Genomic DNA, 22,393 nt, shown 5'->3' on the forward strand with positions numbered 1-22,393 from the left:
AGAGGAGCAGCCCCGGAGCGGCAGGCCGCAGAGCGGAGGACAAAGGAAGGAGTGCGCCATGGATCGCAGCGATGTGAGCTTTACATTTTTAGACAGGATCCGGGAGATCGAGGAAAATATCGAGGACGGGCGGTTTCAGTCGGCCCTGGCGCTGGCGGTGACGCTGCCGGATATCTGCGGCGGGATCGCGTTTCCGGAGCTGGTAAAGCGAGGCCGGGACGGGAGGATTCTGCGGGACAGATCCGGGGAGCCCAGCCGGGATACCGGGCGGCAGTATTCCCAGTGGGTGGATACATACGGGACCCCGTTCCTAAAAAAGGACCCGGCTGACGAAGCGCCGTATATCTGCGGGGAGCGGCTGTGGCAGCTGAGATGCGAGTACCTGCACCAGAACAAGGGCTTCGACAACGATACACCCGACACGGAGGTACGGTTCCACCTGGGGCTCAACTGCGGCAGCAGCATCTGTAACCTGGATACGGAGGACGGATCCGATATCCGCCTGGATATTGAGGAGCTGTGCCGCAGAATCTGTCTGGCGGCCCGGAGCTTTTATGAGGAAAACAGGGAGAACATGGATTTTGCCCTCTATAATACGCCGGTCATTGATTTCACCAGGTGGAAGGAGGAGGCGTTTTCGGCCCGGAAGGTGCTGGGCATCGTCACAGGGGACAGGACCTACGGAAGCGGGCTTAAGGCGGCCCTGGGGCAGTATTACCGGCTGGCAGTTTCGGGAGTTTCCTGGGAGGAGGTCCGGAAGAAGCTGAAAAAGGAAAAGCCCGATGTGTGGATCCTGGACCGGGAATTCTTAAAATATGTGGATCATGAGGACGGAGACGGGAAGGGGCCGGCAGTTTTTATCTTAAAGGAGCCAGGCAGCAGAGAGGCAGGTCTGGAAGGATATCCGTATCTGGATAAGTTCATGGACCTGAAGGAAATGAGGAGGACCATCCGGTCCGGCCAGGAGGGAACAGAACGGAAACAGGACGCTTAAATGGAGGAAGAGGAACGGATGTGGATGATGGCAGCAGCGGCAGGATTTTCCGGGACCCTGATCCTGGGTCTTCTGCTTTACAGGGAAAGGCTGAAAGGAAAACGGCTCGTGGAGCGGAAGAAGGAGCTGGAGGAGGAGCTGAGGAAGGCAGAAAATGAGGCAGAGCGGATAAAAGAGGCAGAAGCCCGTCTTTCCAAACGGGTCTCAGAGCTGGAAAAAAGCCTGGAGGACCAGAGAAGGGAACGGAGGGAGATCTGCGGGGCGGCGGCCAACGTACACCTATACGCCCAGCTGGGAGGTGAAAAGGCCGCCTCCAGGGAGCTTAAGGGGATCCTCCAGGTGATCGCAAAGGAAAGCCGGAAGATCGCAGAAAGGATGGATGCATGAACCAGCCGTTTATAAAAAGGGCAGTTATTGAGTGGGAGAAGATCGGCCAGGACAGCTATTTAAGGCGGATCCCGGCGCTGGAGGGCCTGGAGGCGCTGGAATTTGACGCTCCGGTCACATGCTTTGTCGGGGAGAATGGCAGCGGGAAATCCACGCTCCTGGAGGCCATGGCCATTGCGGCCGGGTTTAATCCCGAGGGAGGGTCCAGGAATTACCATTTCTCCACCTATGACTCTCATTCAGAGCTGTGGAGGGCTCTCCGGCTGGTGCGGGGATATAAAAAGCCGTCCTGGGGATATTTTCTGCGGGCTGAGAGCTTTTACAATGTGGCCACCAGAGAAGAGGAATATGCGGATTTTCTGCATCCTTCAGAGAAATATCATGAAAAATCCCATGGAGAGAGCTTTCTGGCTGTGGCCCAGAAGTATCTGACGCCTGGAGGCCTGTATTTTTTAGACGAGCCGGAAGCGGCCCTCTCCCCCCAGAGACAGCTTACGCTTTTAATGGAGATCTTCCAGTGCGCCAGACAGGGGGCGCAGTTTTTTATGGTATCCCACTCTCCGATCCTTCTGGGCCTTCCGGGGGCCAGGATCCTTTCCTTCGATGACGGGGAGGTCCATCCCTGTGCCTATGAGGAAACGGAAAGCTACCAGGTGATGGAAATGTTCATCAACAGCCGGGAGCTGCTCTTAAAAAAGCTTTTGAAAGATTTATAAAAAAATTTATAAAATATCCCTTGCTTTTTCTTTTAAAAGAGGTATAATACCCATAGTCAATACAAAAAAATGAATAAATATTCAAAATGAAATTTCAGACAGAATGAAGAAGCAGAAAGGGAAGGAAAAATGATGAAGATGATGAAGAAAGCAACAGCAGTGATCCTGGCAGCAGCCATGGCGGCGGCTCTGACCGCATGCGGCGGCGGAGAAAAGGCTGAGACGACAGCGGCAGATACAAAGACAGAGACAACGGCGGCAAAGGAAGACGCCAAGGGAGCAGAGAGCCCTGCCGAGGAGACAAAGGCCGGAGAAGAGGCAGCCGCTGGCGGCACCATCCTTATGGCCACCAACGCGGAGTTTGAGCCCTGGGAATTCCATGACGGCGACGCCATCGTGGGCATCGACCCGGAGATCGCAGGAGCCATCGCTGAGAAGTTAGGCATGGAGCTGAAGGTGGAGGATATGGCCTTCGACGCCATCATCCCGTCTGTGGCCTCTGGAAAGTGTGACTTTGCCATGGCCGGCATGACCGTAAATCCGGAGCGTGCGGCTTCCGTGGACTTTACAGATACCTACGCCTCTTCCTCTCTGGTGATCCTGGTAAAGGCTGACAATACAGAGATCACAGGAGAAGATACTCTGGCTGGCCACGTTGTGGGAGCCCAGCTTGGAACCACCGGCGATACCACAGCCTCTGACATCTGCGGCGACGATAAGGTGGAGCGTTATAATACCTTCTTTGAGGCAGTCCAGTCCTTAAAGCAGGGCAAGATCGACGCGGTCCTTTTAGACAAGGCTCCGGCCAACGTATTCCTTTCCCAGAATGACGACTTAAAGCAGGCCGGTGAGGAACTTGGAAAAGAAGAGTATGCCATTGCAGTGAAAAAGGGCAATACAGAGCTCCTTGAGAAGTTAAATGCAGCCATCGCCGAGCTTAAGGAAGACGGGACCATCGACGAGATCGTGAACAAATATATCCCGGCAGAATAAGGAATGGAAAATTATGGAAAGGGCTTTTTAATCCGGCCCATATGGTGTAAAATGAACATGTAACTGGAAAATAATGGAGCTGTCGCAGGGGAGGAGATCTGAATTTCTTCTGCGGCAGCCCCATTGTCGTGTCATAAAAATAATTCCAGACCGGAGGAAACGGCTGGAAAAACAGAGAAAGGAATGAAAACGTGAACTTAGAAGAGCAGCTTACAGCGGAACAATTTTACAACAACTTTGTCGCTGACGACCGGTTCGTAAAGTACATTCTGGGAGGTCTGAAAACGACCCTCCTCGTTACTTTATTTGCCGTGCTCCTTGGCATTTTTCTTGGGTTCCTGGTGGGGACCGTGCGCTCCACCTATGAAAGGACAGGGAAGCTTGGGGTCTTAAACGTGTTCTGCCGCGCCTATCTTTCTGTGATCCGCGGAACGCCGGTGACAGTCCAGCTGATGATCACATATTACCTTATTTTTTCGTCTCCGGACTCCTCCAAGCTGCTCTGCGCGATCCTGGCCTTTGGAATCAACTCCGGAGCCTATGTGGCGGAGATATTCCGGTCCGGCATCATGTCCATCGACAATGGACAGTTCGAGGCGGGAAGAAGCCTGGGCTTCAATTACGCCCAGACCATCTGGTATATTATCCTGCCCCAGGCCTTTAAAAATGTCCTGCCGGCCCTCTGCAACGAGTTCATCGCCCTTTTAAAGGAGACCTCCGTATCCGGCTTCATTGCCCTCCAGGATCTGACAAGGGGAGCGGATATCATCCGGAGCCGTACCTATAACGTGGTGCTCCCGCTCTTTACGGTGGCGCTGGTATACTGGATGATCGTGACCTTTTTGACCTATATGGTGGGGAAACTGGAAACCAGGCTCAGAAAGAATGAAAAGAGGTAAGTCATGGCGGAAAATCAGACAAAGAACCGGGAGATCGGCGCAGGAGAGCCGCTGATCCAGGTAAAGGAATTATGTAAATCCTTTGACGGGGTGGACGTGCTGAAGAACATTACCACCACCATTAAAAAGGGAGAGGTCGTATTTGTGGTGGGGCCGTCCGGCTCCGGAAAATCCACGTTCCTCCGGTGCATGAACCTGCTGGAGGAGCCCACCAGCGGCCATATCTTTTTTGAGGGAACGGATATCACCGATAAAAATACGGATATCAATCTGCTGAGACGGAAGATGGGGATGGTGTTCCAGCAGTTCAACCTGTTCCCCCATATGAGCATCATGAAAAACATGACCATCGCTCCCGTGAAGCTTCTGGGAGTGAAGGAGGAGGATGCCGTAAAGGAAGCCGAAAAGCTCCTGGCCCGCGTGGGACTTTTAGACAAAAAGGACGCTTACCCGGCACAGCTTTCCGGCGGCCAGAAGCAGAGGATCGCCATTGTCCGGGCGCTGATGATGAAGCCGGATGTGATGCTGTTTGATGAACCCACCTCGGCTCTGGACCCGGAAATGGTGGGCGAGGTATTAAACGTAATGAGAGAGCTGGCAAAGGAGCATATGACCATGCTGGTGGTGACCCACGAGATGGGCTTTGCCAGAGAGGTGGCCGACCGTGTCATGTTCCTGGACGGCGGCGATTTTGTGGAGGAGGCCCCGCCGGAGGAATTTTTTACAAATCCCAAATCAGAGCGTCTGCGCTCCTTCTTAAGCAAGGTATTATAAAAAACAGAGAAAGCGCCAGACTGGATACGCAGAGATCCGGTCTGGCGATTTTTTGGAATTTTCTTGCATTTTGCAGAAAATATGTGTAAAATCAAACTTATGAAAGACGAAAGACCGAATGTTTGATTCTTAGAAGGACAGCGGCGAATGCCGCAGGAAGGAGCGATGCTCATGAGCAGACTGGAAATGGTCTCTCCGACGAGAGCAAAGATCGTCATGGAGGGGCTTTATAAGGACCTGGAACGAAGGATCGAGGCGAGCCAGCCGGGACTCTGTCCCGTGGACCTGGCCCGGGCGTTCCTGGAGCTGTGCTACGCCCAGACGTGCGGGAAATGCGTGCCCTGCCGGATCGGCTTAAAGCAGCTGATGTTTCTGATCCAGGACGTACTGGACGGAAAGGCCACCATGGACACGTTAAAGCTGATGGAGGAGACGGCTCTGGCGGTCATGGAAGCCGCCGACTGCGCCATTGGATATGAGGCGGCCAATATGGTCTATAAGGGGCTGACCGGCTACCGGGACGAGTATGTGGAGCATGTGAAGCACGGCCGCTGTACCTGTGTGGCCTCCCAGCCGGTGCCCTGCGTGACCCTGTGCCCGGCCCATGTGGATATCCCGGGATATATCGCCCTGGTCCGGGAGGGCAGGTATGCGGACGCCATCCGCCTGATCCGGAAGGACAATCCCTTCCCCACCTCCTGCGCCTTCATATGCGAACACCCCTGCGAGTCCATGTGCCGCAGGAACATGGTGGACGACGCCATTAACATCCGCGGGCTGAAGCGGGTGGCAGCGGATTTTGCGGGAGAGGTGGATCCCCCGGCTCCGGCTCCGTCCACGGGAAAAAAGATCGCCGTCATCGGCGGAGGCCCCGGAGGCTTGAGCGCGGCCTATTACTTACAGCTCATGGGCCATCAGACCACGGTTTATGAGATGCTGCCGGAGCTGGGCGGCATGCTCCGGTACGGGATCCCCAATTACCGTCTTCCCAAGGAGCGGCTGGAGGACGATATCCACAGTATTTTAAAAACAGGCGTTCAGGTGAAGCATGGATTAAAGATCGGAAAGGACATCACCATCCAGGAGCTCCAGAAGGAATATGATGCTATCCTCATCGCCATCGGAGCCAGCGCTGATAAGAAGCTGCGCCTGGACCATGAGGACGCAGACGGCGTGCTGTCGGCGGTGGAATTTTTACGGAGCGCAGGCCTTGGGGAGCTGCCGGACCTCACAGGAAAGCAGGTGGTGGTGGTCGGAGGCGGCAACGTGTCCATGGACGCGGTGCGGACGGCAAAGCGCATGGGCGCGGAGAAGGTCAGCATCCTGTACCGCAGACGGCGCCACGATATGACGGCCCTGCCGGAGGAGATCGAGGGAGCCGTGGCCGAGGGGATCGAGCTTTTGACCTTAAAGGCACCGTCCTCCATCGATGTGGATGAGAACGGACGGGTCCGGGGGATCTGGGCCGCGCCCCAGATGGTCAGCGCCATAAAGGACGGCCGCGCCGGGATCCAGCCCACGGGAGAGCCGGACGTGTATATCCCCTGCGATGTGCTGATCCGGGCCATCGGCCAGGATATCGAAACCAGCCATTTTGAGGAGGCAGGGGTCCCGGTCCAGAGAGGAAAGATCATCACCAGGAGCACAGGAGACTTTGAAAACATGCCGGGCGTCTTTGCCGGCGGCGACTGTGCCAGCGGACCGGCCTCGGTCATCAAGGCCATTGCGGCAGCCAAGGTGGTGGCGGCCAACATCGACGAATATCTGGGCTTCCGCCACGAGATCTCCTGTGATGTGGAGATCCCGGACGCCAATCTGGAGGACCGGACGCCCTGCGGACGGGTCAACCTGACGGAGCGGGAGGCCTGCCAGCGGGTCCATGATTTTGAAGGCGTAGAAAACTGCATGACAGAAAAGGAGGCCAGGCAGGAGGCCGACCGGTGCCTGCGCTGTGACCACTTTGGCTATGGAATCTTTAAGGGAGGCAGGGATACGATATGGTAAATGTGACGATCGACGGAAAGAAGATCCAGGTAAGAGAAGGAACGACGATCATGGACGCCGCAGCCAGATGCGGGATCCCGATCCCCAGTCTGTGCTATTTAAAGGATATCAACGAGATCGCCGCCTGCCGCGTCTGTGTGGTGGAGCTGGAGGGAAAGGAGAGGCTGATCACCTCCTGCAATAACGTGGTAGCCGAGGGGATGGTGCTTTATACCAACAGTCCCAAGGTCCGCCGCCACAGGAGAAAGATCGTGGAGCTTCTCCTGTCCCAGCACGACTGTCTCTGCGCCACCTGCCAGAGGAGCGGGAACTGCAGCCTTCAGAAGATCGCCAATGATCTGAATATTTTGGAAATTCCCTTCCACCATACGTTGGAGCACCAGCCGTGGAATAAAAATTTCCCATTATTGCGAAAATCTGAAAAATGCATCAAATGCATGCGCTGTGTCCAGATCTGTGAAAAGGTCCAGGGACTGGGGATCTGGACCGTGGAGGGGACCGGTTCCCGGGTGACCATCAATGTTTCCGGCAGAAAGACCATCGAAGAGGCGGACTGCTCGCTCTGCGGCCAGTGCATCACCCACTGCCCAGTGGGGGCGCTGACTGCCAGGGACGATACGGAAAAGGTCTGGGAGGCCATTGAGGATCCGGAGAAGATCGTGGTGGCCCAGGTGGCTCCGGCGGTGCGGACAGCCTGGGGCGAGGAGCTGGGGCTTTCCCCGGAGGAGGCCACCATCGGCCGGATCATGGATGCCTTAAAGCGCATGGGCGTGGACTACGCCTTTGATACGGTTTTTTCGGCGGATCTGACCATTATGGAGGAGGCCAGTGAGTTCCTGGAGCGGTTTACAAAAGGCGAATTCAGGGACAGACCCATGTTCACCTCCTGCTGCCCCGGCTGGATCCGGTTCGTAAAGACCCAGTTCCCCCATATGGTGAAATATCTGTCCACGGCCAAATCGCCCCAGCAGATGTTCGGAGCGGTGATGAAGACGTATTATGCCCAGAAGCTGGGAGTGGACCCGGAGCGGATCTTCACAGTTTCCATCATGCCCTGCGTGGCCAAGAAGGCAGAGCGGGAGATGGAGCTGTTTTATGAGGAATACGCAGGCCACGATGTGGACGCAGTCCTGACCACAAGAGAGCTGGTACGGATGATCCGGTCCGCCCACATAAGGCCGGAGGGCTTAAACGATATTGAAAGCGACAGCCCCATGCGGGAGGGGACCGGAGCCGGAGTCATCTTCGGGGCCACCGGCGGCGTCATGGAGGCAGCTTTGAGGACGGCCTACTTTGCCCTGAAAGGGAAAAATGCTCCGGCAGACGCCTTCCGGGCGGTGCGCAGCCTGGGCTTCAACGCCAACAACGGCGTCCAGGAGGCAGAATTCAAGATCGACGATCTGGTGCTCCGGACGGCAGCAGTCAGCGGCCTGGGAAACACCAGGGCTCTTCTGGAGCGGATCGACCGGGGAGAGGTCCATTACGACTTCGTGGAGGTCATGGCCTGCCCCGGAGGCTGTGTGGGCGGAGGCGGACAGCCCATCCACGATGGCAGGGAGATGGCCTTTGAACGGGGAAGGCAGCTTTATTATCTGGACGCCGGCGCCAGACTCCGGTATTCCCATGAAAATCCGGACGTGAAGGCTATGTACGAGGAATTTTTTGAAAAGCCCAATTCCCATAAAGCCCATCTGCTGCTGCATACGGAGCACAGGAAATAGGGCGGGGGAGTTTTCTGGCGGACATGAATGGTCCGGGAAAGGAGTCCATGAAACGGAAATATAAGATCGCAATGGTCCAGATGGACACCCAGAACAATAAGGAAAAGAATCTTGAGGACGCCTGTGCCTGGATCGATGAGGCGGCGGCTTCGGGGGCGGAGCTGGTGTGCTTTCCCGAGGTCATGAACCTGATCGGGAAAAACACAGGTCCCGGCGGAGGAAGGGAGCCGGTTCCCGGATTCTCCACGGAACGACTGATGGAAAAGGCGGCAGAGCATGGGATCTATATCCATGGCGGCAGCATTACGGAGGAGATCCCGGGAGAAAAACGGGCCGGAAATACCAGCGTGCTCATAGGGCCAGACGGTCGGATCCTGGCCAGATACAGGAAGCTTCATACCTTTGACATCACCCTGGCCGACGGACGGCCGTTCCGGGAATCTGACCGGATCCGGCCGGGAGACGCAGTGGTGACGGCAGAAACGGAGCTGGGGTGCTTCGGCATGTCCATCTGCTATGACGTGCGGTTCCCGGAGCTGTACCGTCTGCTGGCCATAAAGGGGGCAAGGGTGCTTTTCGTTCCCGTGAGCTTCACAAAGGAGACCGGGGAGGAGCATCTGGAGCTTCTCCTTAGGGCCAGGGCCGTGGAAAACGGCTGCTATGTGATCGCGGCAGCCCAGACCGGGGTGAAGCCGGCCTACACGGCCTATGGGAACAGTATGCTCATCGATCCCTGGGGAAAGGTCCTGGTACGGGCCGGACGGGAAACAGGGGTCTTTTATGGAGAGCTCGATCTGGATCATGCCGATGCGGTCCGCCGCCGGATGCCGTCCCTGGAAAGCCGGAGGACGGACGTGTACCAGGTGGAGGAAAAAAGGAAGTAAAAAATTTGCAGTTCCATCTTGACAGTTCCAGGAATCTTTTGTATAGTGGAATCATCATATGACTGACGGAAGTGGAAGAAACCACATGAAGTATGATCTTGCTGAGCCGACCGTCTGGGCAATCTGCCCGGATGGACGGCTCTTTTTTGCTTTGCAGGAAGGCGTGAACGGGGCCCCAGGGCAGATCTGGAACTGAGAGGAGTTTCATCTGGTTTTGCTGAGAAGGAGGAGATCGTATGGCCATGGGACGGATCCATTCCTGGGAATCCATGGGGCTTGTGGACGGACCCGGGATCCGCACGGTGATTTTTTTACAGGGCTGCCGCCTGCGGTGCCGGTATTGCCATAATCCGGATACGTGGGAGCTCTGCGGAGGGGGGACCCTGGAATCTCCGGAGGAGACTGTAAACCGGCTGATGCGGTTTAAACCCTATTACGGGGCCGACGGAGGCGTTACGTTTTCCGGAGGGGAGCCGCTGTTACAGAAGGAATTTCTGACAGAGGTCCTTGCCCTGTGTAAAAGCCGTGGGATCCATACCTGCCTGGATACGGCGGGAGTGGGCTGCGGCGGTTATGGGGAGATCCTCAAAAATACGGATCTGGTGCTTCTGGATGTGAAGCATTATACGCCAGAAGGGTATCAGGCTGTCACCAGCCGGTCCATGGATGCCTATGAGGAATTTTTGGACGCGGTCCAGTCCATGGAGGTTCCCTTGTGGCTCCGCCATGTGGTGGTTCCCGGCCTTACAGACGGAGAGGACCATCTGGCGGGTCTGGCAGAGTATGTAAAGGGAATACGGAATGTGAAGCGGGTGGAGCTGCTTCCATATCATGTTCTGGGGGTGCCCAAATACCGCGCCATGGGAATCCCATATCCTTTGGAGGGCGTGCCGCCCATGGAGAGCGGAGCTCTTGTCCAATGGCAGGAGCGTATGAACTGCGGGCTGAAAAACGGCTGAGGGTCTGAGGAGCATCGGAGATCAGATGGAAGAGACTGGGATCACAAAACGTGGTCTGTGACAGGGTGAAAGGAGATCAATATGAGTATCGATGTAAACTGTACAGCATGGAGAGGCTTTAAGACCGGCGAGTGGCGCCATGTGGTCAACGTAAGGAACTTTATCCAGAAAAACTATACGCCCTATGCAGGCGGAGATGGATTTCTGGAGGGGACCACGGAAAAGACGAAAAAAGTATGGGAAAAGGCTCACGGCCTGATCCTGGAGGAGGTAAAAAAGGGCATTGTGGACGTGGATACCACAGTGGTGTCCGGCATCGACAACTTTGCTCCCGGCTATATTGATAAAGACAATGAAGTGATCGTCGGGCTCCAGACCGACGCGCCATTAAAGCGCATCGTCAATCCCTTCGGCGGCATGCGGATGGCCAAGAGCGCCCTGGAGCAGTACGGCTACCAGCTGGATCCGGACGTGGAAAAGCACTTTAATCTATACAGAAAGACCCATAACGACGGCGTATTCGACGCATACCCGGAGCGGATCCGTGTGGCCCGGAGCGCAGGACTTCTGACAGGACTTCCCGACGCCTATGGCCGAGGCAGGATCGTTGGCGACTACCGCCGTGTCCCCCTTTACGGCACAGATTTCCTCATTGAGTCCAAAAAGGCAGACCTGAAGCTTTTAGACGGACCCATGACCGACGAGAGGATCCGTCTCAGAGAGGATGTGAGCGAGCAGATCCGCGCCTTAAAGAAGATGGCGGACATGGCTGCGAAGTACGGCTGCGATATCACAAAGCCTGCGGAAAATGCCCATGAAGCCGTCCAGAACCTGTATATGGCCTATCTTGCCGGGATCAAGGAAAACAATGGGGCAGCCACCAGCCTGGGCCGGACCGCCACCTTCCTGGATATTTATATCCAGAGAGACATGGAGGCGGGGATCCTTACAGAGGCTGGAGCCCAGGAGCTCATCGACCAGTTTATCATCAAGCTCCGTCTGGTGCGCCATCTGAGGACGCCGGAGTACAACGAGCTGTTCGGCGGAGATCCCACCTGGGTGACCGAAAGCCTTGGAGGAATGGGCGTGGACGGCCGGACGCTGGTGACGAAGAATACCTTCCGCTATCTCCATACACTGACCAACCTGGGAACCGCCCCGGAGCCCAACCTGACCGTGCTCTGGAGCCAGAACCTGCCGGAGGCCTTTAAGGATTACTGCGCGAGGATGAGCATTGATACAGACTCCATCCAGTACGAGAACGATGATCTGATGCGGCCCATGTACGGCGACGATTACTGCATCGCCTGCTGCGTATCGGCCATGGCTGTGGGAAAGCAGATGCAGTTCTTTGGCGCCAGGGCCAACCTGGCCAAGAGCCTGCTTTACGCCATCAACGGCGGCGTGGACGAGTTAAAGGGACTCCAGGTGATCCCCGGACTGGAAAAGAATACAGAAGAGGTCCTGGACTACTCCCATGTGCTGGCAGACTATAAGAAGACCCTGGCCTATGTGGCGGAGCTTTATGTGGACACCATCAACATCATCCACTTCATGCATGATAAATATGCCTATGAGGCCAGCCAGATGGCCCTTCACGATACATGGGTGGAGCGCCTGGCAGCTTTCGGCGTTTCCGGCCTTTCCGTGGCTGTGGACTCTTTATCGGCCATTAAATTCGCAAAGGTGATGCCCGTAAGGGATGAGAATGGAGTGGCCGTGGACTTTAAGGTGGAGGGAGAGTTCCCCAAATACGGAAACGATGACGACCGGGTGGACGACATCGCCGTGGAGCTGGTGTCCTTCTTCTCCGCAGAGCTTAAAAAGCACGCCCTGTACCGGGATGCGATCCATACGCTGTCAGCTCTCACCATCACCAGCAACGTGATGTACGGTAAGAAAACGGGAACGACGCCAGACGGAAGAAAGGCCGGAGAGCCCTTCGCCCCGGGGGCCAATCCCATGCACGGAAGGGACAGCCACGGCGCGCTGGCATCCTTAAACTCTGTGGCTAAGATTCCCTACCGGGCCGTATGCCAGGACGGAGTTTCCAACACCTTCTCCATTACGCCCACGGCTCTTGGAAAATCGGAGGAGGAGCGGATGAAGAACCTGGTGATGATCTTAAACGGATACTTTATCCAGGGGGCCCATCACTTAAACGTCAACGTCATGAACCGGGAGCTCCTCATCGACGCCATGGAGCATCCGGAAAAATATCCGACTCTGACCATCCGTGTTTCCGGCTACGCCGTGAACTTCAGCCGTCTCAGCAGAGAGCAGCAGCTGGAGGTCATCAAGCGGACGTTCCACGAGAGCATGTAAAAACAGAAAGCCCCTGTTTCCTGGGAATCCCGGGAGGCAGGGATTTTTATATCATAGGAAAGGGTGCTCTATGCCATAAAAGTACTCTGCGGGATGGGTCAGGGCACTTCCTATAAAACGGAAAACATGTTGTAGAGCTTCAGGAGCCGGATATCCTCCCGGGAGATCTTCAGCTGCCGGATCAGGGCCTCATCCTCCGGGAGCCGGGAACGGGAAAAGAGCATTTTTGCGGCGATGGGCATCATGGGCCGGGAGGAAAAGCCGTTGAACAGTCCCCATTTGGTCTCGGAGCTGAGGTAAGAAGCAAGGATCTGTACGCTGGCCTTTTCCATGGTACTGTCCTGGTTGGTAAGCTGGATATTTGTGAGGGCGTCAAAGTGTTCGATGTACCCCCAATATGTATTTTCACAGTTCTTATAACGGTCATGATCCAGAAAATTCATGTACAGCATGACCTTGTATTCAGGACTGCCGGATTCCGAGAGAATGTCGAACCGGCAGCGGATCAGCTGGCTGCTTCTCCCGTCAAAAATATAGGAATAGATTTTTGAGATCCCATGGAAAAAGGAGGGACTGACGCCGGTGCAGACCGGATGGGGAAGGGTTGCCGGGAGCGTATATAAAAACTGCTCTATGGGCGCCTCCAGCGTCCGTGCGATCATATACAGAGTCTCCATATCTACGGGGATCTCTCCCTTTTCATATTTGGATATGGTGGAACGGCTCTTTCCTATGAGCCCGGCCATGTCCTCCAGGGTCATATTCCGCTTCTTCCGGCATTCCCGGATCTGCTGTCCTACCAGAGTGCTTATTTCTGTCATACGTATCCACTGCCTTTCTGTTCCGCTGGACGGAAGGATCCGTCCGGCCCGGTGTTCTTATAAATCAAAAAAGGGATGAATTGGCCGGTATTTTTCCGGTTTTTCAATTATTTTATCATGGAATCCTGGGAAAATCCATTATAGAGAGAAAAAAATGGATATTTTCTATTGACAGGAGAAATGGGGCTGTTTGCACTGGAAACCTCCTTTTGATACAATTACCGTATGATCCCAGAGACCAAAGGGCGTCCGGGCATCGTGATGAAGAAGGAAACAGAAAAACAGGAGGATGATCAGATGTACAATTTTGATGAAGTGATCGACCGGAGACATACCAATGCGCTGAACACAGATGGATTCCGGGACTATATTTTTCATGCGGATGAGACGATGACTTTTCCGTATAAGGATGAAGAGTTTATCCGCATGTGGGTAGCAGATATGGAATTTGCGACCCCGGATGTGGTGGTCGACGGGATCCGGGAGCGGCTGGAGCATAAGATCTTCGGTTATACCCGGGTATTTGAAAAACGGTATTACGACGCATTTTCCACCTGGTGTCAGCGGCACTATGATTTCCATTTTGACCGGAAGGAGCTGGTCATGTCCAATGGGATCGTTCCGGCCCTTTATGAGCTGGTGGAATACATCTGTAAGCCGGATGAAAAAGTCCTGTTCCTGTCGCCGTCCTATGCTTACTTTAAGCATGCGGCTGAATTTTCCGGAAGAGAATTTGTCTGCTCCCCACTGAATAATTCGGACGGATACTATACCATCAATTTTGAAGACTTTGAAAAGAGGGCGGCAGATGAAAAAACGACGTTGTTTATTTTCTGCAATCCTCACAATCCCAGTGGAAGAGTCTGGAAAGAGGAAGAGTTAAGGAGACTGGCAGAGATCTGTGAAAAATATGGGCTCTGGGTGATCTCCGATGAGATCCATTGCGATCTCCTGCGACTGGGACAACATCACATTCCCATGGGGAAGATTATGCCGGAGTATAAAAGGCTGATCACCTGCATGGCTGCCAGCAAAACGTTTAACCTGGCAGGAATGATGATATCCAATATACTGATCCGGGACGAAGAGCTGCGGGCAGTGTGGCTGGACCGCCATTACAATTTCGACAACCCTCTGAGTATTGCCGCCGTCCAGGCAGCCTATGAAAAGGGAGAGCCATGGCTTATGGAGCTCCGGGCCTATCTGGATGAAAATTTTCGCTTCACGGAGAGATATCTGAAGGAGCACCTGCCAGAAGCGGGCTTCAGGATATCAGAATCCACCTATCTGGCCTGGGTGGACTTAAGCGCTTATTTTGAGCCGGACGAGAATCTGCCTATGTTTTTCGCTTATAAAGCGGGCGTGCTGCTGGAGGGAGGAAACATGTTCGTACAGGATTCTGACTGCTTCATCCGGTTGAATCTGGCCTGTCCGCGGGCAACTCTGGAGGAGGGCCTTTGCCGGATCTGCGAGGCGGTCAATACGAAGCATACGGAAAAATATATGGGAGAACAGCAGTAACAGTCATGGAACACAAGGGCTGCCGGGGCTGCCGGAATGATCCGGCTCCGGCAGCCGTTTTGCCTCCGGGCTGTCCCCTGTGCGCCGGGTGGATCAAAGATTTAGGACTTCCCTGGCGATCATAGTATCTGTAATGTCCATCCCATGCTGGATGAGATATGGCGGTTTTTTCACTGTACGGTAAAAAACGTCTATTGCGTATAAGCGACTGTGATCATGGTGATATAATCGCCGCGTTCCCGAAGCGCCATTTCGTTGAGCCCTTCTTCATAGGCGAAGCCGGTCAGTGTGAGCCCCTGGTCCTGGGAATAGGATAGGAGCCGGTCATAAACGTCCTTCAGCCGGTCCCAGCTTCCCACGCTGAACGCCCGCAGATATTCTCCTGCAGGCAGTACTGCATCATATGGCCTTTCATCGTTTGTTCCGTAATAAAAGAAGCAGTCGTAGTCATTGAAATTGTCAGAGCAGATATTTTCAACGGAGATCCGGCTTCCAAAGTTGTCGTACAGACCGAAGATGGTTTTCAGACGGAGAGAAAAATCGGCAGCTACGGAAAAATCATGCTCATCGTAAGCCCCAGTGATGGGCGCAGAGAGCAGAATGTGCCGTTTAGGCAGATGGATCCGTTCGATCTTTCCATGGCTGGCCGAAAGCCCCAGCGCCAGCTTTTCCTGCTTCTGCTGCAAAAAGGCCTTTACCTCCAGGAGCTGATGGACGGACCGGTCGATGAGCTCCTGTTTTTCCTTGATGATCTTGGTAAAGGAAGCGTCAGACGGGCGGTCTGTGTAAGCCCAGATCTCTTCGATGGAGAGCCCCAGACGCCGGAAGATCAGGATCATTTCCAGCTGCACCGCCTGGAAGCGGCTGTAATAGTGATAACCGTTTTCATCGATCATTTCCGGGCGGAACAGGCCGATATCATTGTAATAATGCAGAGTCCTTTTGTTGATCCCGTTCATTTTTGCGAATTCCCCGGAGGTAAGAAAACATTTCTTATTTTTCATGTGAATCTCCCCTTGACTGTACAGTTACTGTATATATTATGATACACTGCGTAAGAAAAATATGCAAGATTCTGGAGGGAAAAATGAGATTTGCAGAAATAGAAGCCAGTCAGTGGAAGGAAGTAAAAAGTATTTATATGGAGGCTTTTCCAAAGAGAGAGAGAAAACCGTTTTTTGTCCTGAAGCATTCGGTGAAGCGGGGAAAGGCCAGGGTTTTTACAGCATCCGATGAAAATGGACTGCTGGGCTTTACCGTTGCTATTCCGTATCAGAATATGGTCATGGTGGATTATCTGGCCGTATCCGGAAAGATCCGGAGCAAAGGGACCGGAAGCTTCATCATGCAGGAGATATGCCGGTATTTTTCAGATAAGAAGGTGGTCCTTCTGATCGAGCGGCTGGACGAGGGAGCGGAGAACCAGGAGCAGAGGATCGCCAGAAGACGGTTCTATCTGAAAAACGGATTCACCTCTGCGGATATTTTTGTGGAGGGAGCCGGAGGGGATATGGAGATCCTGAATTTTGGAGGGAAGGTATCTCCGGAGGATTATATGCGCCTTCAGAAGTATGCCCTGGGAAGATTTTTGTTCAGTCTGTCGGGAATGCGGATCGTGGAACCGGCAAGAGCGTAAGAAAGCCGTCGGTCCGCGGTCATAACAGCTCCATGGGGTACATATGGATGTAACAAAAGAGATGCTTTTATGAAGATTGTTTATGAGGTGAAGTAAGAGAAAGATCGCAGAAATGCGGTCTTTTTTCTTTGAGTGTTTTTATTGTGTTATGGAAGAAAATCGGTTAAAATAGAACAAAGAAAGCAGGTGAAAAAATCATGGCTAAAACTTTTTTGTGGATTGAAGATAGAAAAGGAAAAGCAAGCTATACATTTTGGGCGAATCTCATGAAACAACTTTGTTCTGATGTAATCGTTGAAAGTAAAAAGAATAATAGTGAGTTGGTAAAAGCTGTAAGAACATTACAGGAGACTGAGAATAGATATATCATTGTCTTTGATAATTCTTTTGATAATTTGCAGATTGTTATGGAAAAGAAACGATTAAAGAAATATGTGAATGAGAAAGAAAATGTTTTTCTATTGAATATTATTTGTTTTGAATATCTTCTTTTAGAATTTAAAGAACTGATAGAATGGATTTATGCTCCGGAGGATGAATTCCTGCAAAAGAGAGCCAAAGTAATTGCGGCAAGACACAAACTTGTAGAATCCCTGCAGAATGATAATTTTGATTATAAAGGAATACGAGAAATTTTGGATTATGATAAAAATATTGAAGAACATAATATTGAACAATTGTCGGCAAAGCTATTATTTGATTTGACAAGAAATACCGGATTCGAAGTGTCAAAAGGGGTACTTGGAGAATGCTGGATAAAATCTTGCTGTGAATGGAATGAGCGACAGGAAGATGATATCTGCGGATTAGATTATAGCAGACTGTCTGTGTTTGATAAAATGAAAAGAATTTATGTGGGAAGCTCGTTGAAATTACAGCTTCCGAAAGTTGGATTGGAGGTAATGGCATGATAACGATTTTTAAAAATAAGAAAGACATACCTCAGGATAAAGAATATATAGAACTGAATGACATATTTTTTAATCAGAATACAGCAACAAAACTGGATGACAGAGCAGCAAAGTATATCCAAATGATAGATGGTTCGGAACTTATCAGTAAATATAAAATTCGATCACGCTTTGAAGATATTACATTGAATACGGATCAACTTTCCACAGGATGTAAAACGGTATTGAATGTATTGTATTTTCCGGATAAGGTGTTTTGCCTGAAAGAGTGTGGAAATAATGCTCTGGAAATATTGTATAGTTTTGATGTGGGAAATGTATATAGCGAATATGCAATGATTCCGTTTGACATGGAACAGGTGAAGGCGCAGACGAGTAGAGAATGTAAAGTGATCGAGGATTATGAAGAACTAAAGGAGTGGTGGGAAAATGAAGAGTAAACCAGTTGTAATGGAGCATTTTTCAACAGTGCATACTTCATTTGTAGTGGACTTTACATTTACCAATAATATAACAATCTTAATGGGAGATTCAGGAACGGGAAAGACAGCAACATTTTCATTTATCAGAGAATGTATGGCAGTGAATTCTAAAATTTTGTGTTTGGATAATTATGATTATCAGAAAGATATTAAAGAAATAATCAGCCAGACAGAAGGAAAGTTGGTTGTCATTGATAATGCAGATATTTTATTGAATGATGATACGAGAAAGTATATTTCGTTAGATAATAAAAATCAGTATTTGATTATTGGAAGAAATCCGAAGAATCTGTTTGCAACGAAAGAAAATCTGTTTGAATTGGTAAGTGAAAAGATTGGCGAGCAGACGGTGTTTACGATACAGCCATATTTATAAAATGGAATTTGTGTATTGAGAACTGCAGGTGTCAAGTATGAATATAGAAGCATTATATGATTTCTGATATGCAGGAATTCTATGATGGGTATGAAGAATTCCAGCCCCAAAAACTGTTACAGAATGAAGAGAGGGAAAGTATAGAGGACACGGCTTCCGAATCCTATTCAAAAGAGGCGGTAGAAACAGCTACTGCAATAGAGGCAGAAAATGGGATGGATGCTTCCGAATACATTCTTCCCGACAGCGATACACGCTACCTGACAGAAGAGGATGTGACAGGGTTAAGCGAGGAAGAAATCCGAATTGCCTTGAATGAAATTTATGCACGCCACGGAAGAATATTCCAGTCAGAAGATTTAAATGTATATTTCGCATCCAGATCCTGGTATGAGCCAAAATATTCTGCAGAGGAATTTAGCGCGGTAGAAAGCAGCATTATGAATGACTGCGAAAAAAAGAACATCGAATTTCTGGCAGAGGTCCGGGATGGAAAAAACGGTTCAGAACAGGTATTTGAAGAAAACTGGATGTATGGCACATACTATATGGATTTAGGCGAAGGCGGCATTACAGCAGAAGGCGGCTGCTATTCGGATAGCGGTGAAGACTATCTTTCCTTGATAGGTTCCTATATGGATAGCTATGGGGAATTTACCGGTATAATCGCGTATCTGGAAGATGGGACAATGTCAGCAAGCAGTGAGTTTGCGGAAAATGTTCATTTTACTTATAACGGAAAGGATCCGATCGAGATCCTGTCGTCAGACAATACTGGCGGCATGAATTTCCCGGGATTTGAAGGCATTTATCAGAAAACAGAAGATTTTCCGTAGTAACGATGTAGCAGGCTTGGAGGGGGCACGGTATTCATGACAGATGAAATGAAAAACTTGATCTTGCAGTATGTGGATTCGGTACAGAAGATATACGGAACACACTTAAAACAGGTTATTTTATATGGCTCGTATGCCCGGGGCGATATTCAGATGTGGACCTTATGATCCTGGTTGATCTGAATGAGGAGGTGACTGGGCAGTTTTCAGATGAACTTTCGGAACTGGGATTCGAGTATAACGTTGGTCATGATATCTGGATGATGCCGATTGTGAAGAATATACAGAATTTCTTCAAGTGGAGTGCTGCGTATCCATTTTACAGGAATGTAAAGGAAGAGGGGGTATCGTTGTATGAAGCTGCCTGATGAACTGGATACAGGCGGTAAGTGGGAACTGGTATTCCATCGTTTGCAGATTGCAGAGGAGGACCTGGCATCAGAAATATTCCCGAAAACGATGGGGAGACGGATCGTGCAGGCAGAAGAAATCCGTCATTCCAGTGATTATGATCCGTTTTATATAGCATCCAAAGGCGGGACGCAGAAACAGATTGAGACAGCGAAAGACCTTTTGGATTATGCTAGAAGATTCATTGTGGAACGGAGAGAAGCAGAAGGATTATAAGATGATCCAGAGAGGAGTATCCATTGCAGGTACTCCTTTTTTGTGCAGAAATGCAAGGATAAAAGCTGGAATGCTCGAGATCAATATTTTTATTTTCCTGTAACAGGGAACGACGGACTAGGTATGTATCGGCTGCGATGGGGAGCGGTGTATCACACCGGATCGGTTTCCAGTGAAGGAAGTGTAAAGAAACGATTAGTTATTAAGATTCTGGAGCAGAGGATTGCCAGAAGATGGTTCTATCTGAAAAACAGCTTCACTTCTGCGGATATTTTTGTGGAGAGAGCCGGCAGAAACGTAAGAAAGCCGCCGGTCTGCGGTCATAACAGCTCCACGGGTTTCATATGATGTACAAAACGTTCCCAGGGGAAGACCCATGAAGGAATATATCGAAGAACGGGCGGTCCAGATCGCCAATTACATCATAGACGAGAATGCTACGGTGCGCCAGACGGCGAAAAAGTTTGGGATATCGAAGAGTACGGTACATAAAGACGTCACCGACCGCCTCACCCACATCAATCCCGCCCTGGCGGCCCAGGCCCGGGTGGTGCTGGACATCAACAAGGCGGAGCGCCACATCCGCGGCGGACTGGCCACCAAGGAGAAATATGAGCACCGGCTGCAGGCCTGCAGCCGGGAAAACAGATGACCCGGATGGCGGGAACGGAAAAAGCTGTCTCCGGCAGGCCATCCAGGTACTTGACAAACCACTGAAAATCCTTTAAAATCAGTGGACATAAGACCTATATGAAAAAGCAGTGAAGGGAAAAAGTAAGCGGAATGCGGCATCCCAGAGAGAAGGCGGCGGTGGGAGCCTTTATGTACGCGTCGTTGAAACCGGTCCCGGAGCTTTATGCGGGCAGGAAACCGGACGGAGGAGTAAGCGGATGTCCCCGTTCCTGTGAAGCATAACGTATTTCCGGCGTTAGCGGAAAAAGAGAGAGTTTCCGGCAGGTCCGGGAACTAAATTGGGTGGTAACGCCGGCTGTCGGTCCCTTTATGGGGCTGGCAGCTTTTTTGTTTTAGCCGGCCCGCTTTATGGGAACCGACGGCCGCCCGGACAGCACAGAATATAAAGGAGGATCATCATGGCAAAGGAAAAGAAGATGGTGGAAGCGATCACTTCCATGGAAGAGGATTTCGCCCAGTGGTATACGGATGTGGTAAAAAAGGCGGAGCTGTGCGATTATGCCAGCGTAAAGGGCTGCATGGTCATTAAGCCCGACGGCTACGCCCTGTGGGAAAATATCCAGAATGAGCTGGATAAGAGATTTAAGGAGACAGGCGTAAAGAATGTATATATGCCCTTATTTATCCCGGAGAGCCTGCTGCAGAAGGAAAAGGATCATGTGGAGGGCTTTGCACCGGAGGTTGCCTGGGTGACCCACGGCGGCCTGGAGCCTTTACAGGAGCGTCTCTGTGTAAGACCCACATCTGAGACCTTATTCTGCGATTTTTATGCAGGGGATATCCATTCCTACCGGGATCTTCCCAAGGTATACAACCAGTGGTGCTCCGTTGTGAGATGGGAGAAGACCACAAGACCCTTCCTCCGCTCCAGAGAGTTCTTATGGCAGGAGGGCCACACTGCCCACGCCACAGCCGAGGAAGCGGAAGAGCGCACCATCCAGATGTTAAAATTATACGCAGATTTCTGTGAGGACTTCCTGGCGATCCCGGTGGTCCGCGGCCAGAAGACGGATAAGGAGAAATTTGCCGGTGCAGAGGCCACTTATACCATCGAGGCGCTGATGCATGACGGAAAGGCGCTCCAGTCGGGTACCAGCCATAACTTTGGCGACGGTTTTGCCAAGGCCTTCGGCATCCAGTATTCCGATAAGGACAACCAGTTAAAATATGTGCACCAGACTTCCTGGGGCATGACCACCCGTATGATTGGCGCCATCATCATGGTACACGGCGACAACGAGGGGCTTGTGCTTCCGCCGAAGGTGGCTCCCACCCAGGTGGTGATCGTTCCGATCCGCCAGAATCTGGAGGGCGTAATGGAAAAAACGCTGGAAGTGAAGGACATGCTCTCCAATTTCCGTGTGAAGGTGGACGATTCCGACAAGAGCCCGGGCTGGAAGTTCTCCGAGTCCGAAATGCGTGGGATCCCGGTGCGTGTGGAGTTAGGGCCCAAGGACATTGAGGCTGGCCAGGCCGTTCTGGTGCGCCGTGATACCCATGAGAAGATCACAGTGGCCATCGACGAGATCCCCGCAAAGGTAGGCGAGCTTTTGGAGACCATCCAGCACGATATGTTTGAGCGGGCAAAGGCCCACAGGGACGCCCACACTTACGACGCCCACAGCCTGGAGGAGATGAAGGACATTGCCGACAACAAGCCGGGCTTTATCCGGGCCATGTGGTGCGGCTGCCAGGAATGCGAGGATAAATTAAAGGAAGAAGTGGGCGTGACCTCCCGCTGCATGCCCTTTAAGCAGGAAAAGCTGGCTGATACCTGTGTATACTGTGGAAAGCCGGCCACAAAGATGGTGTACTGGGGCAAGGCATACTAATA

At 51.9% G+C, this 22,393-nt stretch carries 23 protein-coding genes, 1 riboswitch and 1 other annotated feature; of the genes, 21 read left to right on the plus strand and 2 right to left on the minus strand.

All coding sequences use genetic code 11. From position 1 onward, the window contains the following. Positions 1–58: 58 nt before the first annotated feature. The 11 genes from ACI6NM_RS13785 to pflB all read left to right on the plus strand — a co-directional run bounded on the left by ACI6NM_RS13785 (position 59) and on the right by pflB (position 12,656). Positions 59–994: a hypothetical protein gene (locus ACI6NM_RS13785; RefSeq protein ID WP_438500921.1), complete on the plus strand. Its 936-nt coding sequence runs from the start codon at positions 59–61 to the stop codon at positions 992–994. After that, entirely contained in the window at positions 995–1,381 is a 387-nt protein-coding gene (locus tag ACI6NM_RS13790) for a hypothetical protein (protein ID WP_438500922.1), read from the plus strand. Further along, on the plus strand, positions 1,378–2,097 hold the full coding sequence (locus ACI6NM_RS13795) for an AAA family ATPase (protein ID WP_158357815.1): 720 nt from the start codon (positions 1,378–1,380) through the stop codon (positions 2,095–2,097). The genes ACI6NM_RS13790 and ACI6NM_RS13795 overlap by 4 nt, the downstream gene beginning before the upstream one ends. Positions 2,098–2,235: 138 nt before the next feature. Next, positions 2,236–3,090, plus strand: coding sequence for a transporter substrate-binding domain-containing protein (locus tag ACI6NM_RS13800; RefSeq protein ID WP_438501109.1), 855 nt, complete (start codon positions 2,236–2,238; stop codon positions 3,088–3,090). 191 nt (positions 3,091–3,281) lie between these two features. Beyond that, positions 3,282–3,989, plus strand: coding sequence for an ABC transporter permease subunit (locus tag ACI6NM_RS13805; RefSeq protein WP_438500923.1), 708 nt, complete (start codon positions 3,282–3,284; stop codon positions 3,987–3,989). 3 nt (positions 3,990–3,992) lie between these two features. Further along, the gene (locus ACI6NM_RS13810) at positions 3,993–4,763 is read left to right on the plus strand and encodes an ATP-binding cassette domain-containing protein (protein ID WP_438500924.1); all 771 of its coding nucleotides are present in this window, start codon (positions 3,993–3,995) and stop codon (positions 4,761–4,763) included. A gap of 171 nt (positions 4,764–4,934) precedes the next feature. Then, a complete protein-coding gene (locus tag ACI6NM_RS13815) occupies positions 4,935–6,767 on the plus strand; it encodes an NAD(P)-binding protein (protein WP_438500925.1) in 1,833 nt (610 codons plus the stop codon). Next, positions 6,761–8,488: a [FeFe] hydrogenase, group A gene (locus tag ACI6NM_RS13820; RefSeq protein ID WP_337811094.1), complete on the plus strand. Its 1,728-nt coding sequence runs from the start codon at positions 6,761–6,763 to the stop codon at positions 8,486–8,488. Before ACI6NM_RS13815 ends, ACI6NM_RS13820 begins: the two co-directional genes overlap by 7 nt. A 47-nt stretch (positions 8,489–8,535) precedes the next feature. Further along, entirely contained in the window at positions 8,536–9,372 is an 837-nt protein-coding gene (locus tag ACI6NM_RS13825; protein ID WP_337811095.1) for a carbon-nitrogen hydrolase family protein, read from the plus strand. Positions 9,373–9,420: 48 nt separating this feature from the next. After that, a riboswitch (ZMP/ZTP riboswitch) is annotated at positions 9,421–9,499 on the plus strand. A gap of 109 nt (positions 9,500–9,608) precedes the next feature. Next, the gene (gene pflA / locus ACI6NM_RS13830; RefSeq protein WP_158357803.1) at positions 9,609–10,331 is read left to right on the plus strand and encodes a pyruvate formate-lyase-activating protein; all 723 of its coding nucleotides are present in this window, start codon (positions 9,609–9,611) and stop codon (positions 10,329–10,331) included. A gap of 81 nt (positions 10,332–10,412) precedes the next feature. Beyond that, the gene (pflB, locus tag ACI6NM_RS13835; RefSeq protein WP_158357802.1) at positions 10,413–12,656 is read left to right on the plus strand and encodes a formate C-acetyltransferase; all 2,244 of its coding nucleotides are present in this window, start codon (positions 10,413–10,415) and stop codon (positions 12,654–12,656) included. Positions 12,657–12,766: 110 nt separating this feature from the next. Here pflB and ACI6NM_RS13840 read toward each other — a convergent pair whose 3' ends face one another. Continuing rightward, positions 12,767–13,477 (minus strand): helix-turn-helix domain-containing protein, encoded by a 711-nt coding sequence (locus tag ACI6NM_RS13840; RefSeq protein ID WP_337811096.1) that lies wholly within the window; start codon positions 13,475–13,477, stop codon positions 12,767–12,769. Between the two features lie 297 nt (positions 13,478–13,774). On the opposite strand from ACI6NM_RS13840, the gene ACI6NM_RS13845 reads away from it, so the two are divergent. After that, the gene (locus ACI6NM_RS13845) at positions 13,775–14,998 is read left to right on the plus strand and encodes a MalY/PatB family protein (protein WP_337811097.1); all 1,224 of its coding nucleotides are present in this window, start codon (positions 13,775–13,777) and stop codon (positions 14,996–14,998) included. Positions 14,999–15,189: 191 nt separating this feature from the next. Here ACI6NM_RS13845 and ACI6NM_RS13850 read toward each other — a convergent pair whose 3' ends face one another. Continuing rightward, positions 15,190–16,002: a MerR family transcriptional regulator gene (locus ACI6NM_RS13850; RefSeq protein WP_337811098.1), complete on the minus strand. Its 813-nt coding sequence runs from the start codon at positions 16,000–16,002 to the stop codon at positions 15,190–15,192. 83 nt (positions 16,003–16,085) lie between these two features. Between ACI6NM_RS13850 and ACI6NM_RS13855 the strand changes: the two genes are divergently transcribed. From ACI6NM_RS13855 to proS, 9 genes are all read left to right on the plus strand, one after another. Then, complete coding sequence (locus tag ACI6NM_RS13855; RefSeq protein WP_337811099.1) at positions 16,086–16,634, plus strand: GNAT family N-acetyltransferase; 549 nt, start codon at positions 16,086–16,088, stop codon at positions 16,632–16,634. Between the two features lie 197 nt (positions 16,635–16,831). After that, a complete protein-coding gene (locus tag ACI6NM_RS13860; RefSeq protein WP_438500926.1) occupies positions 16,832–17,545 on the plus strand; it encodes a hypothetical protein in 714 nt (237 codons plus the stop codon). Continuing rightward, positions 17,542–17,985 carry a DUF4869 domain-containing protein gene (locus tag ACI6NM_RS13865; RefSeq protein ID WP_022273545.1) on the plus strand — a complete coding sequence of 148 codons (444 nt, stop codon included), beginning with the start codon at positions 17,542–17,544 and terminating at the stop codon, positions 17,983–17,985. The genes ACI6NM_RS13860 and ACI6NM_RS13865 overlap by 4 nt, the downstream gene beginning before the upstream one ends. Beyond that, positions 17,975–18,403, plus strand: coding sequence for a hypothetical protein (locus ACI6NM_RS13870; protein ID WP_022273544.1), 429 nt, complete (start codon positions 17,975–17,977; stop codon positions 18,401–18,403). The genes ACI6NM_RS13865 and ACI6NM_RS13870 overlap by 11 nt, the downstream gene beginning before the upstream one ends. Positions 18,404–18,459: 56 nt before the next feature. Next, a complete protein-coding gene (locus ACI6NM_RS13875; protein WP_438500927.1) occupies positions 18,460–19,239 on the plus strand; it encodes a YARHG domain-containing protein in 780 nt (259 codons plus the stop codon). 164 nt (positions 19,240–19,403) lie between these two features. Next, entirely contained in the window at positions 19,404–19,607 is a 204-nt protein-coding gene (locus tag ACI6NM_RS13880; protein WP_337811206.1) for a hypothetical protein, read from the plus strand. Beyond that, positions 19,594–19,866, plus strand: a complete 273-nt coding sequence (locus ACI6NM_RS13885; protein WP_337811205.1) for a hypothetical protein — start codon at positions 19,594–19,596, stop codon at positions 19,864–19,866. Before ACI6NM_RS13880 ends, ACI6NM_RS13885 begins: the two co-directional genes overlap by 14 nt. 376 nt (positions 19,867–20,242) lie before the next feature. Continuing rightward, entirely contained in the window at positions 20,243–20,518 is a 276-nt protein-coding gene (gene spoIIID / locus ACI6NM_RS13890) for a sporulation transcriptional regulator SpoIIID (protein ID WP_158357796.1), read from the plus strand. Positions 20,519–20,618: 100 nt separating this feature from the next. Further along, positions 20,619–20,869: a binding site (T-box leader), on the plus strand. A gap of 88 nt (positions 20,870–20,957) precedes the next feature. Beyond that, entirely contained in the window at positions 20,958–22,391 is a 1,434-nt protein-coding gene (gene proS, locus ACI6NM_RS13895) for a proline--tRNA ligase (protein WP_262426969.1), read from the plus strand. The last annotated feature ends 2 nt before the right edge of the window (positions 22,392–22,393 follow it).

This window comes from Pilosibacter sp. YYHA0881, from assembly GCF_051602715.1.
GTDB classification, from domain to species: Bacteria; Bacillota; Clostridia; order Lachnospirales; family Lachnospiraceae; genus Alitiscatomonas; species Alitiscatomonas aceti.

Coding starts and splice junctions, on each gene's coding strand:
- ACI6NM_RS13785 (WP_438500921.1), top strand. CDS start 59: ATGGATCGCAGCGATGTGAGCTTTACATTTTTAGACAGGATCCGGGAG.
- ACI6NM_RS13790 (WP_438500922.1), top strand. CDS start 995: ATGGAGGAAGAGGAACGGATGTGGATGATGGCAGCAGCGGCAGGATTT.
- ACI6NM_RS13795 (WP_158357815.1), top strand. CDS start 1,378: ATGAACCAGCCGTTTATAAAAAGGGCAGTTATTGAGTGGGAGAAGATC.
- ACI6NM_RS13800 (WP_438501109.1), top strand. CDS start 2,236: ATGATGAAGAAAGCAACAGCAGTGATCCTGGCAGCAGCCATGGCGGCG.
- ACI6NM_RS13810 (WP_438500924.1), top strand. CDS start 3,993: ATGGCGGAAAATCAGACAAAGAACCGGGAGATCGGCGCAGGAGAGCCG.
- ACI6NM_RS13815 (WP_438500925.1), top strand. CDS start 4,935: ATGAGCAGACTGGAAATGGTCTCTCCGACGAGAGCAAAGATCGTCATG.
- ACI6NM_RS13820 (WP_337811094.1), top strand. CDS start 6,761: ATGGTAAATGTGACGATCGACGGAAAGAAGATCCAGGTAAGAGAAGGA.
- ACI6NM_RS13825 (WP_337811095.1), top strand. CDS start 8,536: ATGAAACGGAAATATAAGATCGCAATGGTCCAGATGGACACCCAGAAC.
- pflA (WP_158357803.1), top strand. CDS start 9,609: ATGGCCATGGGACGGATCCATTCCTGGGAATCCATGGGGCTTGTGGAC.
- pflB (WP_158357802.1), top strand. CDS start 10,413: ATGAGTATCGATGTAAACTGTACAGCATGGAGAGGCTTTAAGACCGGC.
- ACI6NM_RS13840 (WP_337811096.1), bottom strand. CDS start 13,477: ATGACAGAAATAAGCACTCTGGTAGGACAGCAGATCCGGGAATGCCGG.
- ACI6NM_RS13845 (WP_337811097.1), top strand. CDS start 13,775: ATGTACAATTTTGATGAAGTGATCGACCGGAGACATACCAATGCGCTG.
- ACI6NM_RS13850 (WP_337811098.1), bottom strand. CDS start 16,002: ATGAAAAATAAGAAATGTTTTCTTACCTCCGGGGAATTCGCAAAAATG.
- ACI6NM_RS13855 (WP_337811099.1), top strand. CDS start 16,086: ATGAGATTTGCAGAAATAGAAGCCAGTCAGTGGAAGGAAGTAAAAAGT.
- ACI6NM_RS13860 (WP_438500926.1), top strand. CDS start 16,832: ATGGCTAAAACTTTTTTGTGGATTGAAGATAGAAAAGGAAAAGCAAGC.
- ACI6NM_RS13865 (WP_022273545.1), top strand. CDS start 17,542: ATGATAACGATTTTTAAAAATAAGAAAGACATACCTCAGGATAAAGAA.
- ACI6NM_RS13870 (WP_022273544.1), top strand. CDS start 17,975: ATGAAGAGTAAACCAGTTGTAATGGAGCATTTTTCAACAGTGCATACT.
- ACI6NM_RS13875 (WP_438500927.1), top strand. CDS start 18,460: ATGATTTCTGATATGCAGGAATTCTATGATGGGTATGAAGAATTCCAG.
- ACI6NM_RS13880 (WP_337811206.1), top strand. CDS start 19,404: ATGATCCTGGTTGATCTGAATGAGGAGGTGACTGGGCAGTTTTCAGAT.
- ACI6NM_RS13885 (WP_337811205.1), top strand. CDS start 19,594: ATGAAGCTGCCTGATGAACTGGATACAGGCGGTAAGTGGGAACTGGTA.
- spoIIID (WP_158357796.1), top strand. CDS start 20,243: ATGAAGGAATATATCGAAGAACGGGCGGTCCAGATCGCCAATTACATC.
- proS (WP_262426969.1), top strand. CDS start 20,958: ATGGCAAAGGAAAAGAAGATGGTGGAAGCGATCACTTCCATGGAAGAG.